This window comes from uncultured Polaribacter sp. (assembly GCF_947503875.1).
Classification (GTDB): domain Bacteria; phylum Bacteroidota; class Bacteroidia; order Flavobacteriales; family Flavobacteriaceae; genus Polaribacter.
Window position 1 is genome coordinate 154,235 of record NZ_CANNFH010000005.1, and the last position, 18,282, is coordinate 172,516.

Here is an 18,282-nt window from a genome sequence, read left to right on the forward strand (position 1 = left end):
ATTAAAAGTAATTATTTAATTCTGAGTCTATTTTTTTCTTTTATAATCTCAGCAATAGGTTTGTTTTGTATTTTACTCTCTAACCAAGACAAAATGTCTAAGTATAAAAATGCTCTTTTTTCATAAGGATGATTTTCGAAAACTTTTAATTTGGCATGAATTTTTTTGAATTCATTCTTAATTTCATGCGGAAAAACATCATTTAAATCTTTAATAGAAGTTAAAAATACTTTTTGTACCTCTTGTAAATTTTCCATTTTTAAAAGGTACTTATAGGTTTCTACAAATTGTCTTTCTAAATCATAATCTAAACCACACTCATAATGCGCAATTAAATTTAAAATACGTGCAAAACATTGTAAATCTTCTGCAGCACTAATGTTTTTTGAACGAATAATTTTCTGTAAATAAGCTATACAAAGCTTGTTTTTACCCATTCCAAAATACAAACAAGCAATTTTATAGTATAATAAAACTACATAATGATTGTCTAGTCTGTTCTTAAATTTGTCAATCTTATCATTAATAATACCTACTAAATATTCTCCTTTTTCAAAATTTCCTTTTAAAAAGTGAAGGTGTAACTTGTTAGAATACAAATACAAGAAAATTAACAATTCTGTATTGGTATTCATTGGTATTAATTTCTGATCAATCTCCTTCTCAAAATGAGTTAATTCTTGCGTAAAAACAGTTAAGTTTTTTACTAAAAAAGAGGCTTCTAAAAAGTAATTTTTAGATTTTAAATAAAATACAGGGTGTAAATTGATGAGTTTTGAATTGTCAAAAAGGTCTACACATTTTTTTGCGTATTTGTAACTCAATAAAAAATCTTGCACCAAAAAACTATGCCATAAATGCGCCTTATTTAGCCACAAACGCTCTCTAAAACCCAATTCTGTATAATTGTATTTTGGCATTCTATCACTAAAATAGGTGTTTACAAACTGCAACTCGTCTTCATTTTTAACATAACCATTTTGTAACAAGTGGCTGTATAGTTGTAATGATAAGTTAGAAAGTTTACTAGCAATTACATTATGCTGACTTAGTTTTTTTGCCTGTATAGATAGTTGGTCTGCTCTATTGCTTAGACTTCTGGTGATGTATTGCGTTTCTATTACTTTTTCTAATTCTACAATTTCGTAAGCAATATTTTTTTCTTCATTTTCTAAAGCCATGTTTTTGGCTTTGTCTAATAGCTTTAAACTTTGTTTATACAGTCCTTTTTGGTACAAAACTGTTGCAAAATCTAATTGTTCACGTATTTGAATTCGTACATTTTTATGAGCAGGATTTAAACGTAAACTAATTAATATTTGCTTGTATAAATGTGCTTTTAAATTAGAGAGTTGCTGTTTAGAAACAATACCTGTTCCAATAATAACCTTTTCGTCGTAAGCTTTTAGTTTTTCTAAAAACTTAAATAAGGAGAAAAATTTAGCATCAACATTGCCACCTAATCTACCTACATAAAGGTTAAATTGACGCTTTTCAGATTTGGTTAAAGATTTAATTAAAACAAAAAGAGCGTCATTTTGTTGATTGGCTGATGTAACATATTTACTCATAAAATACTGATAATAAAATACTTATATTTTCTATTAGGTTATTAGAAATCGTATGGTTTTGTAAAAATAACTAAATAATATTATCTATTTATATAGATTTGATTAATAATAAGATAATCTTTAAATATTATGCAAGATAATAAAGTGCAAATTTTTGATACTACACTAAGAGATGGCGAGCAGGTTCCTGGTTGTAAGTTAGATACTAAGCAAAAATTAGTAATTGCAGAAAGATTAGATGTATTAGGTGTAAATGTAATAGAAGCCGGTTTTCCTGTTTCTAGCCCTGGTGATTTTAATTCAGTTTCAGAAATTGCAAAAATTGTAAAAAATGCGACGGTTTGTGGTTTAACAAGAGCTGTAGAAAATGATATTAAGGTTGCTGCAGAGGCACTAAAATTTGCAAATCACCCCAGAATTCATACAGGTATTGGTACAAGTGATTCTCATATTAAGTTTAAATTTAATTCTACTAGAGAGGCAGTTATAGAAAGAGCAGTAAAAGCTGTTTCTTATGCAAAAACTTTTGTAGAAGATGTAGAGTTTTACGCAGAAGATGCAGGTAGAACAGATAATGAGTTTTTAGCTAGAGTTTGTGAAGCTGTAATAAAAGCAGGCGCAACTGTTTTAAACATTCCAGATACCACTGGTTATTGTTTGCCAGAAGAATATGGCGCTAAAATTAAATATTTACGTGATAATGTTAAAGGAGTAGAAAATGTAACACTTTCTTGCCACTGTCATAATGATTTAGGTATGGCAACTGCCAATTCAATTTCTGGAGTAATTAATGGTGCAAGACAAATAGAGTGTACTATTAATGGTATTGGAGAACGTGCAGGAAACACAGCTTTGGAAGAAGTAGTTATGGTACTAAAACAGCATCCTTACTTAAATTTAGAGACTTCTATAAATACCAAACTACTGTATGATACTTCTATAATGGTTAGAGAAAGTATGGGTATGCCTGTGCAGCCAAACAAAGCAATTGTAGGTGCCAATGCTTTTGCGCATAGTTCTGGTATCCATCAAGATGGCGTTATAAAAAACAGAGAAACTTATGAAATTATGGATCCTGAAGACGTTGGCGTTACAGAGAGTGCTATTGTTTTAACCGCAAGAAGTGGTAGAGCAGCATTGGCTTATAGGGCAAAAAAGATTGGTTACGAGTTAACCAAGGTGCAATTAGATACTGCTTACACCTCTTTTTTAAATACAGCAGATAAGCAGAAGGAAGTTAAAGATAAAGATATACATGCAATTATGGCAGAGGTAAATAAAATCTCTAAAATTGCAATGTTGTAAAATAAGATCAATCAGAGTACATTAAACCTATAATGGGTTATTTATTAAAGTTAAATATCCTCTTAGGTTGCTATACAAATGGTGCAACACAATGAAATATACAATTGCCGTACTTCCTGGAGATGGGATTGGTCCTGAAGTAACCAATCAAGCAAAAAAAGCGCTAGATGCAGTAGCAGAGGCGTATGACCATATTTTTTTATACAAAGAAGCACAAATAGGCGCTGTCTCAATTGAAGGTTCTGGAAATCCATTACCAGAGAAAACAATAGAAATTTGTAAAAATGCAGATGCCATTTTGTTTGGTGCTATTGGTGATGTAAAATATGATGAGGATCCTACATTAAGAATAAGACCAGAGCAAGGATTGTTAAAGTTAAGAAAAGAATTAGATCTTTTTTGTAATATAAACCCATCAAAAGCTTATGATCAGTTAATTAAAAACTCTCCTTTAAAAAGAGAAATTATTAAAGGAACAGATATTGTTATTTATAGAGAGCTAAGTGGTGGTAGTTATTCAGGTAAAAAAGAATTGAGCAAAGATGGTACAGTAGCATCTGATGTTTCTGTTTATTCTGTAGCACAAATATCTAGAATTACACATTTGGCTTTTAAAGCAGCGCAAACAAGAAGAAAAAAGGTGACTTTAATAGATAAGTCTAACGTTTTAGAAACTTCTCGTTTATGGAGAAAAACCGTTAAAGAAATTGCAAAGTCTTATAAAAAGGTTAAGGTAGAATATTTGTTTGCAGACAATGCTGCAAAAGAGCTCATCTTAATGCCTAAGAAGTTCGATATTATTTTAACAGATAATTTATATGGTGATTTGTTATCGGATGAAGCTGCTGTAATTACAGGTTCAATAGGTATGTTGGCTTCATGTTGTATTGGAGAAGAGCATGCTCTGTTTACTCCTGTTCATGGTACATATCCTAAAGCAGTTGGTAAAGATATTGCAAATCCATTAGCTTCTATTTTATCTGCAGCTTTAATGTTAGAACATTTAGGTTTGTTAGATGAGGCAGAGGCAATACAGAAAGCTGTAGAAAAATCTTTAGATTTGGGCATTACTACGCAAGATTTAAAAGGTAAAAATAAATATGCAGCTTCTACTTCTAAAGTAGGTGATTTTATAGCGGATTATATTTTAAATCAAGAAGATAGTAACATGAATTTTATTAACATTCATGCAGGGCAAAGTACAATTATTTAAAAGTAAAGGTTAATTTATAGATTTTTAAAGAAGTAATGGAGCATTAAATGTTCAGTAAAAATATAAAATTTTTGTATCAATAAATGAATTGTAATAGCGCACATATTAGTTCCGTTTTAAAAGTCATCGTAATTTTTACGAAATGATTTAGGAAGGGTTTTGCGAAATATTTAAAAAGAACCTTCCTATTATTGGAAGGTTTTTTTATTAAATTATTTTAAGCATTGGATATCATAATTAATTAGGTTTAAATAACTGTAAATAAATAAGTTAATTGTTTTAGTGAGTACCTGAATTTAAAGAATAGTATTGCGTTTTATGCAAAGAAATTAGAGAAATAGAATAATTTCGTCAATAATTTTAAGATTTTGATAAATGGAATTAAATAAACATAGCAAAAGGTTAACACAAGACCAATCTCAACCAGCTTCTCAGGCCATGTTGTATGCAGCAGGATTAACAGATGATGACATGCGAAAAGCGCAAATTGGTATAGCTAGCACAGGTTATGATGGTAACCCATGTAATATGCACTTAAACCGTTTAAAAGATGAAGTTAAAGTAGAGTGTAACATTGCAGACATGGTAGGTTTAGGGTTTAATACTATTGGTGTTTCAGACGGTATTTCTATGGGAACTTCTGGTATGAACTACTCTTTAGTATCTAGAGATATTATTGCAGATTCTATGGAAACTGTAATGAACGCCCAAAGTTATGATGCTTTAATAGCAATTGTTGGATGTGATAAAAATATGCCAGGTTCTATTATTGCCATGTTGCGTTTAAATAGACCTTCTATAATGATGTATGGAGGCTCTACAGCGTCAGGAAAATACAAAGGAAAAAAATTAAATATTGTATCTGCTTTTGAAGCTTTAGGACAAAAAGTTGCTGGAGAAATAGATGAAGCAGAATATAAAGAAATTATTAAAAGAGCTATACCAGGAGCTGGGGCTTGTGGTGGTATGTATACTGCAAACACAATGGCATCTGCAATAGAATGTATGGGTTTTGCACTGCCTTATAACTCATCAATTCCGGCAGAAAACCCTAATAAATTATCTGAGGCAGAAAGAACAGCAAGAGCCATAAAAAACTTGTTAGAACTAGATTTAAAGCCAAAAGATATTATTTCTAAAAAGTCTTTAGAAAATGCGGTTACTTTAGTAAACGCTTTAGGTGGTTCTACAAACGCAGTACTGCATTTTTTAGCCATTGCACACGCTGCAGATATCGATTTTACCTTGGATGATTTTCAAAGAGTTTCTGATAAAACTCCTTTAATTGGTGATTTAAAACCGTCTGGAAAATATCTAATGGAAGACGTTCATGGTATTGGAGGTATTCCTGCAATTATGAAATATTTACTAGAAAACGGATATTTACATGGAGATTGTATGACGGTTACAGGTAAAACCTTAGCAGAAAACTTGGCAGATATAGAAGCTATGGAGTTTGAAGAACAAGACATTATTTATCAAAAGGAAAACGCTTTAAAGAAATCTGGGAATTTACAGATTTTATACGGTAATCTTGCAGAGGAGGGTGCTGTAGCCAAAATTTCTGGTAATGAAGGTTTGTTGTTTGAAGGAAAAGCCGTTGTTTATAATGGGGAACAAGCTGCCAATACAGGTATTTCTAATGGAGAAGTAGAAAAAGGAGATGTAGTTGTCATTAGATATGTAGGACCAAAAGGAGGACCAGGGATGCCAGAAATGTTAAAGCCAACTTCTTTAATTATGGGAGCAGGTTTGGGTAAATCTGTGGCATTAATTACAGATGGTAGATTCTCTGGCGGAACACACGGTTTTGTAGTGGGTCATATTACACCAGAAGCAATTAGTGGTGGTGCAATTGGTTTAATAGAAACTGGAGATAAAATTAGAATTAGTGCAGAAGACAATTCTATTAACGTTTTAATTTCTGACGAGGAATTAGCAGAAAGAAAAGCAAAATGGATTGCTCCAGAACCCAAGCATAAAAAAGGAATTTTGTATAAATACGCAAAAACAGTAGCCTCAGCATCTAAAGGTTGTGTTACCGATTTGTAAAAAACTTTTTAAGTTTTTTCTACTGAAGTTTTTTCAGTGGGAGAATTTTAGAAAGTAAATTAAATAGACTAAAGACAAAAGAAGAAAGATAAAAGACAATAGACATAAGCCAAGAAAGTTTTAATTCTTCTGTCTCCAATCCTTCATTTAAAATTAAAAACATGGAAACACAAACCATAAAATCAACAGAAAATACTACCAAGATTACAGAGCGTATTTCTGGTAGTGAGGCAATTGTTAAATGTTTAATTGAAGAAGAAGTAAAGATAATTTACGGTTATCCTGGTGGAGCAATTATGCCTGTTTATGATGAATTGTATAAGTATCAGAATGAAATTCATCATGTATTAACACGTCATGAGCAAGGAGCTACACATTCTGCACAAGGTTTCGCTAGAATTTCTGGTAAAGTGGGTGTTGCTATTGCAACTTCTGGTCCTGGAGCAACTAATTTAATTACAGGTATTGCAGATGCTCAAATAGATTCTACACCAATGGTGTGCATTACAGGGCAAGTACCCTCGCATTTGTTGGGAAGTGATGCTTTTCAAGAAACTGATATTGTTGGTATTTCTACACCGGTAACAAAATGGAATTGCCAAGTAACCAAAGCAGCAGATATACCTGCAGCAATAGCTAAAGCATTTTATATTGCAAAAAGTGGCAGACCTGGTCCTGTATTGGTAGATATTACAAAAGATGCTCAATTTGAAGAATTTGACTTTTCTTACGAAAAATGCACAAAAATTAGAAGTTATAATCCCATTCCAAAAACAGATATAGAGGCTGTAAAAGAAGCTGCAAAATTAATTAATAGTGCTAAAAAACCATTTATTATCTGGGGACAAGGTGTTATTTTAAGTGAAGCAGAAAAAGAATTAATTGCTTTAGTAGAAAAAGCAGGTATTCCTGCAGCATGGACAATTTTAGGAGCCTCTGCAATACCAACTTCACATCCTTTAAACGTTGGTATGTTGGGTATGCATGGTAATTATGCGCCAAATAAATTGACTAATGAATGTGATGTTTTAATTGCCATTGGTATGCGTTTTGATGACAGGGTTACTGGCGATTTAAATAAATACGCAAAGCAAGCTAAAGTTATTCATTTTGAAATAGATCCTGCAGAGGTTAGTAAAAATGTAAAAGCAGACATTGCAGTTTTAGGAGATGCAAAGACTAGTTTAACTGCTATTTTACCTTTAATTCAAGAGAACTCTCACACAGCGTGGCATCAAGAATTTAAAGATTTATATGAAATAGAATATAATAAAGTCATTAAAAACGATATCCATCCAACCAAAGAAGGTCTAACAATGGGAGAAGTTATTAATGAAATTAACATACAAAGTAAAGGTGAAGCTGCAATTGTAACAGATGTAGGGCAACACCAAATGATTGCTTGTAGGTATGCAGATTTTAACAAAACCAAAAGTAACATTACTTCTGGTGGTTTAGGTACAATGGGCTTTGGTTTACCAGCAGCAATTGGCGCAAAAATGGCTGCGCCAGAAAGAGAAGTAGTTTCTATTTCTGGAGATGGAGGTTATCAAATGACGTTGCAGGAGTTGGGTACTATTTTTCAACAAAAAGCAGCAGTAAAAGTTGTGGTTTTAAATAATGAATTTTTAGGTATGGTGCGTCAGTGGCAACAGTTGTTTTTTGACAAACGTTACGCATCAACAGAAATGATAAATCCTAATTTTGTTGCAATAGCAGAGGCTTATTATTTAAAAGCTAGAAAAGTTGTTGAAAGAGCAGATTTAAAAGAAGCGGTAAAAGAAATGATGGAGAGTAAAGAACCATATTTTTTAGAAGTACGTGTAGAAAAAGAGGGAAACGTTTTTCCTATGGTGCCTTCTGGAGCAAGTGTTGCAGACATTAGATTAGAGTAATAAATAATAAAAAGAAAAGAGAAAAAAAGAGTAAAGAATATAAAGAAGCATAGTAGTTTTTAAACTTTATATTTTGAACCTTCAACTTAAAAGTATGGATACAGAAAAACAATTGCATGCAATATCAGTTTATACTGAAAATAATATTGGATTGTTAAATAGAATTTCAGCAATTTTTCAAAGAAGACACATTAATATAGAGAGTTTAAACACTTCACCATCAGAAATAGATGGGGTTTCTAAATTTACTATTGTGGTAAATATGAATGAAGTAGGCATAAAAAAAATTATAGGTCAAATAGAGAAACAAGTAGAGGTTATTAAGGCTTATTATCACGGTTTAGATGAAATTATATACCAAATTGCAGGCCTGTTCAAGATTAAATCTGAATTGCTATTCGAAGAGCGTCAAATTCAAAATATAATTAAAGAAAGTAACGCAAGAATAGTAACTGTAAATAAAGAGTTTTTTGTATTAGAAAAATCTGGAAAGAAAGAAGAAATTGTAGATTTATATGAGCAGTTAGCTCCTTTTGGAATTATGCAGTACACACGTTCTGGATTAATTTCTGTTACAAAAGACGAAATGAGAATTACAGATTTATTAGCAAAATTTAACAACTAAAATAAGATACAAAAGCATAGATTTAGAAAAAATCTTATTTACATTCTTTGCTTTTATCAACAAACTAAAATTAAAAAAATGTCAAATTATTTCAATACGTTACCATTAAGGAAACAATTAGAACAATTAGGAAAATGTAGATTTATGGATTCTTCTGAATTTGCAGAAGGAGTAGATGTACTTTTGGGTAAAAAAATAGTTATTGTAGGTTGTGGTGCACAAGGTTTAAACCAAGGTTTAAATATGAGAGATTCTGGTTTAGATATTTCTTATGCTTTGCGTCAAGCAGCCATAGATGAAAAAAGAGCATCTTATGAAAATGCAACTTCTAATGGTTTTACTGTTGGTACTTATGATGAGTTGATTCCTACTGCAGATTTGGTATTAAATTTAACACCAGATAAACAACATACCAAAGTAGTTAATACAGTAATGCCATTAATGAAAAAAGGAGCAACATTAAGTTATTCTCATGGTTTTAATATTGTTGAAGAAGGTACACAGGTTAGAAAAGATTTAACAGTAATTATGGTGGCACCAAAATGTCCTGGATCTGAAGTACGTGAAGAGTATAAAAGAGGTTTTGGAGTACCAACTTTAATTGCAGTTCACCCAGAGAACGATCCAGAAAACAAAGGTTGGGCTCAAGCAAAAGCATACGCAGTGGCAACAGGTGGAGATAGAGCAGGAGTATTAGCTTCTTCTTTTGTAGCTGAAGTAAAGTCTGATTTAATGGGAGAGCAAACTATTTTATGTGGTTTGTTGCAAACGGGTGCTATTTTATCTTTTGATAAAATGGTAGCAGAAGGTATTGATGCAGGTTATGCTGCAAAATTAATTCAGTATGGTTGGGAAACTACCACAGAAGCTTTAAAGCACGGTGGAATAACAAATATGATGGATAGATTATCTAATCCTGCTAAAGTAGAAGCATTCCGTTTATCTGAAGAATTAAAAGATATTATGCGTCCATTATTTGAAAAGCATATGGATGATATTATATCTGGTCATTTCTCTAAAACCATGATGGAAGATTGGGCAAATGATGATAAAAACTTATTAACTTGGAGAGCAGCAACAGGAGAAACTGCTTTTGAAAAGCAAGAAATTACAAGTGCTGAAATTTCTGAGCAAGAATATTTTGACCATGGTACATTATTAGTTGCTTTTGTTAGAGCTGGTGTAGAGTTGGCTTTTGAAGCAATGACAGAGGCTGGTATTATCGCAGAATCTGCTTATTATGAGTCTTTACACGAAACGCCGTTAATTGCAAACACAATAGCACGTAAAAAATTATTTGAAATGAATCGTGTAATTTCTGATACTGCAGAATACGGTTGTTATTTATTTGACCACGCTTGTAAGCCTTTATTAACAGACTTCATGAAAACGGTTTCTACAAATGTAATTGGTAAGCCATTTAGTTCGGATAATGGTGTAGATAATCAAGAATTAATTAAAATTAATAGCATTATTAGAAATCACCCAGTAGAAATTGTAGGAGCAGAATTAAGAGCTTCTATGACTGCAATGAAAGTAATAAAATCTGCATAGATTATTTTATAATAAATTATTATTTAAAAGGTACAGTTTTTTAAACTGTACCTTTTTTTTGATAAGACTGTATTCAAAAGATTGGTTAGTACCAGAAAGTCATTTAAAATATTCAACAGATTTATTGACTAAAAAAAAAGTAGAATCTATTTATTTCTGAAAATATCAAGAATAAATATTGTTTTTTATCTTTAAAAGAATGTACTTTGGTTATTAGAAATTTGAATAGTTATTATATATTTTTAATATGCAGACAAAAAAAGTTTATTTCCCAAGTTTAGAAAATGTAAAATCTGCTGTAAAAAAATTAGAAGGTGTTGCTTATAAAACTCCGTTAAATAACAATAGCACATTTTCTAAAGAATTCAATGCAAATATTCTTTTTAAAAGAGAAGATTTACAAGTAGTACGTTCTTATAAAATTAGAGGAGCTTATAATAAAATGTCTTCTTTAACTTTAGAGGAAAAACAAAAAGGTATTGTTTGTGCAAGTGCAGGTAATCATGCACAAGGCGTTGCTTTATCTTGTAAATTACTACAAATAAAAGGTACTATTTTTATGCCTTCGCCAACTCCAAATCAAAAAATAAACCAAGTAAAAATGTTTGGTGAAGATTTTATTGATATTGTTATAGAAGGAGATACTTTTGATGATGCTTTTAACGCAGCCAAATTAGAGTGTGACACAAAAGAAAAGACATTCATCCATCCTTTTAACGACGAAAAAGTTATAGAAGGGCAGGCAACAGTAGGTTTAGAGATTTTAGAGCAATCAAACGTAAAAATAGATTATGTTTTTGTAGCAATTGGAGGTGGTGGTTTATCTGCGGGTTTGTCTTCCGTTTTTAAATATTTATCGCCAGAAACAAAAATAATTGGTGTAGAGCCAACAGGTGCTCCTTCAATGCTAACTTCAATAAAAAACAAAAAAAATACAGCGTTAGAAAAAATAGATACTTTTGTAGATGGTGCTTCAGTAAAAAGAGTAGGCGATTTAAATTTTGAAATCTGTAAACAAAACCTAACTGATGTAATTTTAGTTCCAGAAGGTAAAGTATGCCAAACTATTTTAGACTTGTATAATAAAGATGCTATTGTAGTAGAACCTGCAGGTGCCTTAAGTATAGCTGCACTAGATTTTTTTGCTGAAGAAATTAAAGGTAAAAATATAGTATGTATTGTAAGTGGTAGTAATAATGATATTACTAGAACTGCAGAAATTAAACAAAGAGCACTTTTGTATGCCAATTTAAAGCATTACTTTATTGTGAAATTTCCGCAAAGGGTAGGGGCTCTTAAAGAATTTGTGGTAGAAATTTTGGGCCCAGATGATGATATTACACATTTTGAGTATACCAAAAAAACAAATAGAGAAAACGGAGCAGCAGTAGTTGGTTTACAGCTAAAATCTTCGGAAGATTTACTGCCATTAGTTCAAAGGATGAAAGCCCGTAATTTCTTTGGAGAATATTTAAATGATAAACCAGATTTGTTTCAGTTTCTGGTGTAAGCAAGGTATTGTTATTTTAATTTAAGCCGAAAACCTTTTCGTGATAAAAATTTCATTTCATTTAAGAATAGCTTAATTTTGTTAAATAAGTGTAATAATGGCAATAATGCCTATATGCAGATAGCAATATGAAAAAACAATTTAAAGAAATTCCTGAAGCTTATCAAATTAAAAACCTTTTGCACCAAAAGAGTTATTTAGTAAATGGCGAATTAAAAGAATGGAAAGGAGAGTTTACCGACGTTTATTCTACTATTTCTTCTACCAAAGAATATAAACCTACATTGTTAGGTACCGTGCCAAATTTAACAGAAGATGAAGCTTTAGAAGCTTTAAATGCAGCTTACAGAGCTTATGATAAAGGACAAGGTTTATGGCCTACAATGCGTGTTGCAGATAGAATAGAATGTATGGAAGAGTTTGCAGAGCAAATGAAAACCAAACGAGAAGAAGTTGTAAAGCTTTTAATGTGGGAAATTGGTAAATCTTTACCAGATTCTGAAAAAGAATTTGATAGAACTGTAGATTATATTTACGATACTATAGAAGATTACAAACAAATGGATAGAGATTCTGCTAAGTTTGAAAAAAATAGTGGGGTTTACGCACATGTTAGGCGTGGTCCTTTAGGTGTGGTTTTATGTTTAGGGCCTTACAACTACCCTTTAAATGAAACTTTTGCTTTATTAATTCCTGCATTAATAATGGGGAACACCACTGTTTTTAAACCAGCAAAGCATGGTGTTTTATTACTTTCGCCAATAATAGAAGCTTTTCAAAATAGTTTTCCAGAAGGTGTGGTAAACATTATATATGGAAGAGGTAGGGTTTTAGCAACTCCAATTATGAAAACCGGTAAAGTAGATGTTTTAGCATTAATAGGAAACAGTAAATCTGCAAATGCAATACAGGCCAACCATCCTTACAAAAATAGATTGCGTTTGGTATTAGGTTTAGAGGCTAAAAACCCTGGTATTGTATTGCCAGATGCAGATTTAGATTTGGCAATTAACGAGTGCATTACAGGTGCTACCTCTTTTAATGGTCAAAGATGTACAGCTCTAAAAGTATTGTATGTGCATGAGCATATTGTAGATAAATTTAATAAAAGGTTTGCAGAAAGAGTAGATGCTTTAAAATTTGGAAACCCTTGGGAAGATGGCGCTAAGTTAACACCATTACCAGAACCTGGTAAACCAGCATACATTCAAGAATTAATAGATGATGCTATTGCTAAAGGTGCTAAAATCATCAATAAAAAAGGTGGAGAAACTACAGAAAACTATATTTTTCCTGCTGTTTTGTACCCTGTATCTAAAGAGATGCGCGTTTATGAAGAAGAACAATTTGGTCCAGTAATTCCTGTAGTTTCTTTTAAAAATATTCAAGAACCTTTAGATGATATGGCAGAATCTAACTACGGACAACAAGTAAGTGTTTTTGGTAGCGAAGTAAAAACTTTAGCGCCATTAATAGATACTTTAGTAAATTTAGTGTGTAGAGTAAACTTAAATAGTGCTGCACAAAGAGGGCCAGATGTTTATCCTTTTACAGGTAGAAAAGATTCTGCAGTAGCTACTTTAAGTGTGCATGATGCTTTGCGTTCTTTTTCTATTAGAACCTTTGTGGCTTCTAAAGATACTCCGTACAACAATGCAATTTTAGAAGAATTATTAGATAAAAAATCATCTAATTTTATTAGTACAGATTATATTTTATAAAGTGTTTTTTTAAGTGTTGCAAACTTAGAGTTGTTCTATTTTAGCCATTGCTATTATGCTGATAAAAGATTGAAGTAAACATAACTTTGATAAATCATAAACAATTTGTATATTTGCATCGGAAATTAAGGTAAATGAAGAAAGAAGGGGACTAAATGTCCCCTCTTTTTATACTTTATTTTAAGGTGTAAAATGGATCAGAAAAAAGTAAAAAACTTAGTAGAGGAAGCGTTACAAGAGAATGATAGCTTGTTTTTAATAGATTTAAAAATCTCTGAAAACAATAAAATTCAAATAACGGTAGATGGAGATAATGGTGTTCCTTTAAGCGAATGTATTAGAATTAGCAGAAGTGTAGAAAATAATTTAGATAGGGAAGAAGCAGATTTTTCTTTAGAAGTTACCACACCAGATATTGCACATCCTCTTAAAGAAAAAAGACAGTATATTAAGAATGTAAATAGAATTCTTAAAGTTAAAACTGCTACAGAAGAATTAGAAGGTACTTTAGTAGAAGCAGACCAAAACCAAATCGTTTTAAAGTGGAAAGCTAGAGAACCAAAACCAATAGGTAAAGGAAAAGTTACTGTAGAAAAAACAGCAACTATAGCATACATAGATATTAAAGAAGCAAAAGTGAAGATTGTATTTTAAGCAAAAATGTAATGGAAAATATAGCGTTAATTGATTCGTTTTCAGAATTTAAAGATAATAAAAGTATAGACAGAGTAACTCTAATGTCTATTTTAGAAGAAGTTTTTAGAGCTGCCTTAAAACGTAAATTTGGTTCAGATGATAATTTTGATATTATTATTAACCCAGATAAAGGAGATTTAGAAATTTGGAGAAATAGAGTAGTAGTTGCAGATGGTTTTTCTGAAGATGATAATGAAGAAATTGAATTAGCAGAGGCAAGGTTAATAGAGCCAGATTTTGAAATTGGCGAAGACGTTTCTGAAGAAGTAAAGCTAATCGACCTTGGAAGAAGAGCTATTTTAGCATTAAGACAAAACTTAATTTCTAAAATATACGAACACGACAGCACTAATATCTTTAAACAATTTAAAGAATTAGAAGGTGATTTATACAGTGCAGAAGTGCACCACATTCGTCACAACGCAATTATTTTGTTAGATGATGAAGGAAATGAAATTGTTTTACCGAAAAGTGAGCAAATTCGTTCAGACTTTTTTAGAAAAGGAGATAATGTAAGAGGAGTTATTAAAACAGTAGAATTAAGAGGTAATAAACCTGCAATTGTATTGTCTAGAACTTCGCCAGCATTTTTAACCAAATTGTTTGAGCAAGAAATTCCTGAAGTATTTGACGGATTAATTACTGTAGAAGGTGTTGCAAGAATACCTGGCGAAAAAGCCAAAGTTGCTGTAGATTCTTATGATGATAGGATAGATCCTGTAGGAGCTTGTGTAGGTGTTAAAGGATCCAGAATTCATGGTATTGTGCGTGAACTAGGTAATGAAAACATAGATGTAATTAATTATACTAAAAATGAGCAATTGTTTATTTCAAGAGCCTTAAGTCCTGCAAAAGTGACTTCAATGGAAATTGAAATGTATGAAGAAGAAAAAAATGGTAAAAAAGGACGTGTTAGCGTTTTATTAAAGCCAGAAGAAGTTTCTAAAGCAATTGGTAGAGGTGGTGTTAATATTCGTTTAGCAAGTGAATTAACTGGTTACGAAATTGATGTTAAGAGAGAAGGTTTAGAAGAAGAAGATGTAGAATTAACAGAGTTTATAGACGAGATTGAAGACTGGGTAATTACAGAATTCAAAAAGATTGGTTTAGATACTGCAAGAAGTGTTTTAGATACAAGTGTAGAAGAGTTGGTAAAAAGAACCGATTTAGAAGAAGAAACTATTTTAGACGTTCAAAGAATTTTAAAAGAAGAATTTGAAGACTAGATAATTAGTTTAAAAGTATAGAGTAAACGTAAAAAGTGATATTTTTACAAAATTAAAGGCTAAAAAATAATATATGTCTGAAGGCAAAACAATGAGGCTTAACAAGGTTTTAAGAGAATTAAACATTTCTCTTGATAGAGCAGTAGAATATTTAGCAGATAAAGGGCATGAGATAGAATCTAGACCTACTACTAAAATTTCTGGTGGCGTTTATCAAGTGCTTCTTGATGGTTTCCAAACAGATGCAAGCAAAAAAGCGGCATCCAAGGAAGTTGGTGAAGAAAAGCGTAAAGAGAAAGAAGCAATTCGTTTAGAACTAGAAGCTAAGCAAGAGAGAAAAAAAGCAGAAGACGCTAAAAAAGAAGAAGTTCTTAAAGCAAAAGCCGAAAAATTAGAGTTTAAAACTGTAGGTAAAATAGATATAGATAAAGTTGGTAAACCTGATCCTAAGAAGGAAGTAGAAAAGCCTGCTGTTCCTGTTAAAGAAGCAAAGGAGCCTGTTGTTGAAAAACCAGAAGTGAAAGAGGTAGAGGTTGTTAAGGCGAAAGCTCCAAAACTAGATGGTTTAGTTATAAAATCTAAGTTAGAACCTAAGAAGAAAGAAACGCCTAAAGAAACTTCAAAAGAAGTTAAAAAAGAGGTTGTTGAGGTTGTAAAAGAACAAGTTGCAAAGCCAGTAGAAGAACCTGTAGCAAAAAAAGAAGAAGTAACTGCAGAAAATGCAGAAGCTATAAAAACACAATATAAAAAGTTAGATGGCCCTAATTTTACAGGTAAAAAAATTGACTTAAAGCAATTTGAAAAGCCGAAGAAGAAAAAGCCAGAGGTTAAGAAAGAAGGGAATTCAGACCCTAGAAAAAAGCGTAAACGTATTGTAAATAAAGCTAGTGGTCCAGGTAGTAGAACTGCTGGTAAAGGTTCAGGTAGCAGAGGTCCTGGTAATAATAGAGGTGGTTTTAAAGGTAGAGGAAACCAAAGACCTGCTAATGTTAAAAAAGAAGAGCCTACAGAAGCAGATATCCAAAAACAAGTAAGAGAAACCTTAGAAAAATTACAGGGGAAATCTTCTAAAGGGAAAGGTGCTAAATATAGAAGAAACAAAAGAGACGCTCGTAGAGAACAATCGGAAGCTGAACAAGAAGCACAAGCATTAGACAACAAAATCTTAAAAGTAACCGAGTTTGTTACAGTAAGTGAAGTTGCTACAATGATGGAGGTTCCTGTAACCAACATTATTTCTGCTTGTATGTCTTTAGGTATGATGGTAACTATGAATCAGCGTTTAGATGCAGAAACATTAGTTATTGTTGCAGAAGAATTTGACCACAAAGTAGAATTTATTGGTGCAGAAGTAGAAGAATCTATAGAAGAAGTAATAGATAAGCCAGAAGATTTAGTAACACGTGCGCCTATTATTACAGTAATGGGTCACGTAGATCATGGTAAAACTTCATTATTAGATTATATTAGAAAGGCCAATGTAATAGAAGGTGAAAGTGGAGGAATTACGCAACATATTGGAGCGTATTCTGTAAACGTGGGAGATCAAAAAATTGCATTTTTAGATACTCCAGGTCACGAAGCCTTTACAGCAATGCGTGCGCGTGGAGCACAAGTAACAGATTTAGTTATTATTGTAGTGGCAGCAGATGATGATGTGATGCCACAAACAAAGGAGGCTATTTCTCACGCTCAGGCAGCAGGAGTACCAATTATATTTGCAATAAATAAGATTGATAAGCCAAACGCAAACCCAGATAATGTGAAAACACAATTATCTTCTATGAATTTATTGATAGAAGAATGGGGTGGAAACATTCAATCTCAAGATATTTCAGCAAAAACGGGTCAAGGAATTGATGAGTTATTAGAGAAAGTATTGTTAGAGGCAGAGGTTTTAGAGTTAAAAGCAAATCCAGAGAAAAACGCAGTTGGTGCTGTAGTAGAAGCATTGTTAGATAAAGGTAGAGGTTACGTAACCACTATTTTAGTACAAGCAGGTACCTTAAAAATTGGAGATTATATCTTAGCAGGTAAACATAGTGGTAAAGTAAAGGCTATGTTTGATGATAAAGGTAATAATTTAGAAATTGCAGGTCCATCAACACCAGTGTCTATATTAGGTTTAGATGGTGCACCACAAGCAGGAGATAAGTTTAATGTATTTGAAGACGAAAGAGAAGCAAAACAAATTGCTTCTAAACGTTCTCAATTACAGCGTGAACAATCTGTAAGAACTCAGAAAACATTAACGTTAGATGAAATTGGTCGTAGAATTGCATTAGGAGACTTTAAAGAATTAAATATTATCTTAAAAGGTGATGTTGATGGTTCTGTTGAAGCTTTAACTGATTCTTTCCAAAAGTTATCTACAGAAGAAATACAAGTAAATATTTTACACAAAGGTGTAGGTGCAATTACAGAGAGTGATGTATTATTAGCAACAGCTTCAGATGCTATTATTGTTGGGTTTAATGTGCGTCCGCAAGGAAATGCAAGGGCAGTAGCAGATAGAGAAGAAGTAGATATTAGAACATATTCTATAATTTATGCAGCAATTAACGATCTTAAAGATGCTATGGAAGGTATGTTATCTCCAGAGATGAAAGAGGAAGTTACAGGAACTGTAGAAATTAGAGAAATTTTCAAAATATCTAAGGTAGGTAATATTGCAGGGTGTATGGTAATGTCTGGTAAAATCTTTAGAGATTCTCAAATTAGAATTATTAGAGATGGTATTGTAGTGCATGACGGAACTTTACAAGCTTTAAAACGTTTTAAAGACGATGTTAAAGAAGTTGCAAAAGGATATGATTGTGGGGTTCAAATTAAGAACTACAATGATATTTTAGAGGGCGATGTAATTGAAGCTTACAAAGAAGTTGCAGTAAAAAAGAAACTAAAATAAAAAGTT

The 18,282-nt window shown here is 31.9% G+C and carries 12 protein-coding genes; 11 read left to right on the forward strand and 1 reads right to left on the reverse strand.

Annotated features, from left to right (window positions below; genetic code table 11):
• Positions 1-11: 11 nt before the first annotated feature.
• Positions 12-1,571, reverse strand: a complete 1,560-nt coding sequence (locus Q0684_RS09675; RefSeq protein WP_299015915.1) for a hypothetical protein — start codon at positions 1,569-1,571, stop codon at positions 12-14.
• 129 nt (positions 1,572-1,700) lie between these two features.
• On the opposite strand from Q0684_RS09675, the gene Q0684_RS09680 reads away from it, so the two are divergent.
• The 11 genes from Q0684_RS09680 (at position 1,701) to infB (ending at position 18,276) form a co-directional block, all read left to right on the forward strand.
• On the forward strand, positions 1,701-2,876 hold the full coding sequence (locus tag Q0684_RS09680; RefSeq protein ID WP_299015918.1) for a 2-isopropylmalate synthase: 1,176 nt from the start codon (positions 1,701-1,703) through the stop codon (positions 2,874-2,876).
• Positions 2,877-2,967: 91 nt separating this feature from the next.
• The gene (leuB, locus tag Q0684_RS09685; protein ID WP_299015921.1) at positions 2,968-4,089 is read left to right on the forward strand and encodes a 3-isopropylmalate dehydrogenase; all 1,122 of its coding nucleotides are present in this window, start codon (positions 2,968-2,970) and stop codon (positions 4,087-4,089) included.
• Positions 4,090-4,464: 375 nt separating this feature from the next.
• Entirely contained in the window at positions 4,465-6,141 is a 1,677-nt protein-coding gene (ilvD, locus tag Q0684_RS09690) for a dihydroxy-acid dehydratase (RefSeq protein WP_299015924.1), read from the forward strand.
• Between the two features lie 161 nt (positions 6,142-6,302).
• Positions 6,303-8,036: a biosynthetic-type acetolactate synthase large subunit gene (gene ilvB / locus Q0684_RS09695; RefSeq protein ID WP_299015927.1), complete on the forward strand. Its 1,734-nt coding sequence runs from the start codon at positions 6,303-6,305 to the stop codon at positions 8,034-8,036.
• A gap of 94 nt (positions 8,037-8,130) precedes the next feature.
• The gene (gene ilvN, locus Q0684_RS09700) at positions 8,131-8,661 is read left to right on the forward strand and encodes an acetolactate synthase small subunit (RefSeq protein WP_299015930.1); all 531 of its coding nucleotides are present in this window, start codon (positions 8,131-8,133) and stop codon (positions 8,659-8,661) included.
• A 78-nt stretch (positions 8,662-8,739) separates the two neighbouring features.
• Complete coding sequence (gene ilvC, locus Q0684_RS09705; RefSeq protein ID WP_299015932.1) at positions 8,740-10,215, forward strand: ketol-acid reductoisomerase; 1,476 nt, start codon at positions 8,740-8,742, stop codon at positions 10,213-10,215.
• 247 nt (positions 10,216-10,462) lie between these two features.
• A complete protein-coding gene (gene ilvA / locus Q0684_RS09710; RefSeq protein WP_299015934.1) occupies positions 10,463-11,725 on the forward strand; it encodes a threonine ammonia-lyase IlvA in 1,263 nt (420 codons plus the stop codon).
• Between the two features lie 128 nt (positions 11,726-11,853).
• The gene (locus Q0684_RS09715; protein WP_299015936.1) at positions 11,854-13,446 is read left to right on the forward strand and encodes an NADP-dependent glyceraldehyde-3-phosphate dehydrogenase; all 1,593 of its coding nucleotides are present in this window, start codon (positions 11,854-11,856) and stop codon (positions 13,444-13,446) included.
• A gap of 192 nt (positions 13,447-13,638) precedes the next feature.
• On the forward strand, positions 13,639-14,100 hold the full coding sequence (gene rimP, locus Q0684_RS09720; protein ID WP_299015937.1) for a ribosome assembly cofactor RimP: 462 nt from the start codon (positions 13,639-13,641) through the stop codon (positions 14,098-14,100).
• An 11-nt stretch (positions 14,101-14,111) separates the two neighbouring features.
• Positions 14,112-15,368, forward strand: a complete 1,257-nt coding sequence (nusA, locus tag Q0684_RS09725) for a transcription termination factor NusA (RefSeq protein WP_299015939.1) — start codon at positions 14,112-14,114, stop codon at positions 15,366-15,368.
• Positions 15,369-15,441: 73 nt separating this feature from the next.
• Entirely contained in the window at positions 15,442-18,276 is a 2,835-nt protein-coding gene (gene infB / locus Q0684_RS09730) for a translation initiation factor IF-2 (protein WP_299015940.1), read from the forward strand.
• The last annotated feature ends 6 nt before the right edge of the window (positions 18,277-18,282 follow it).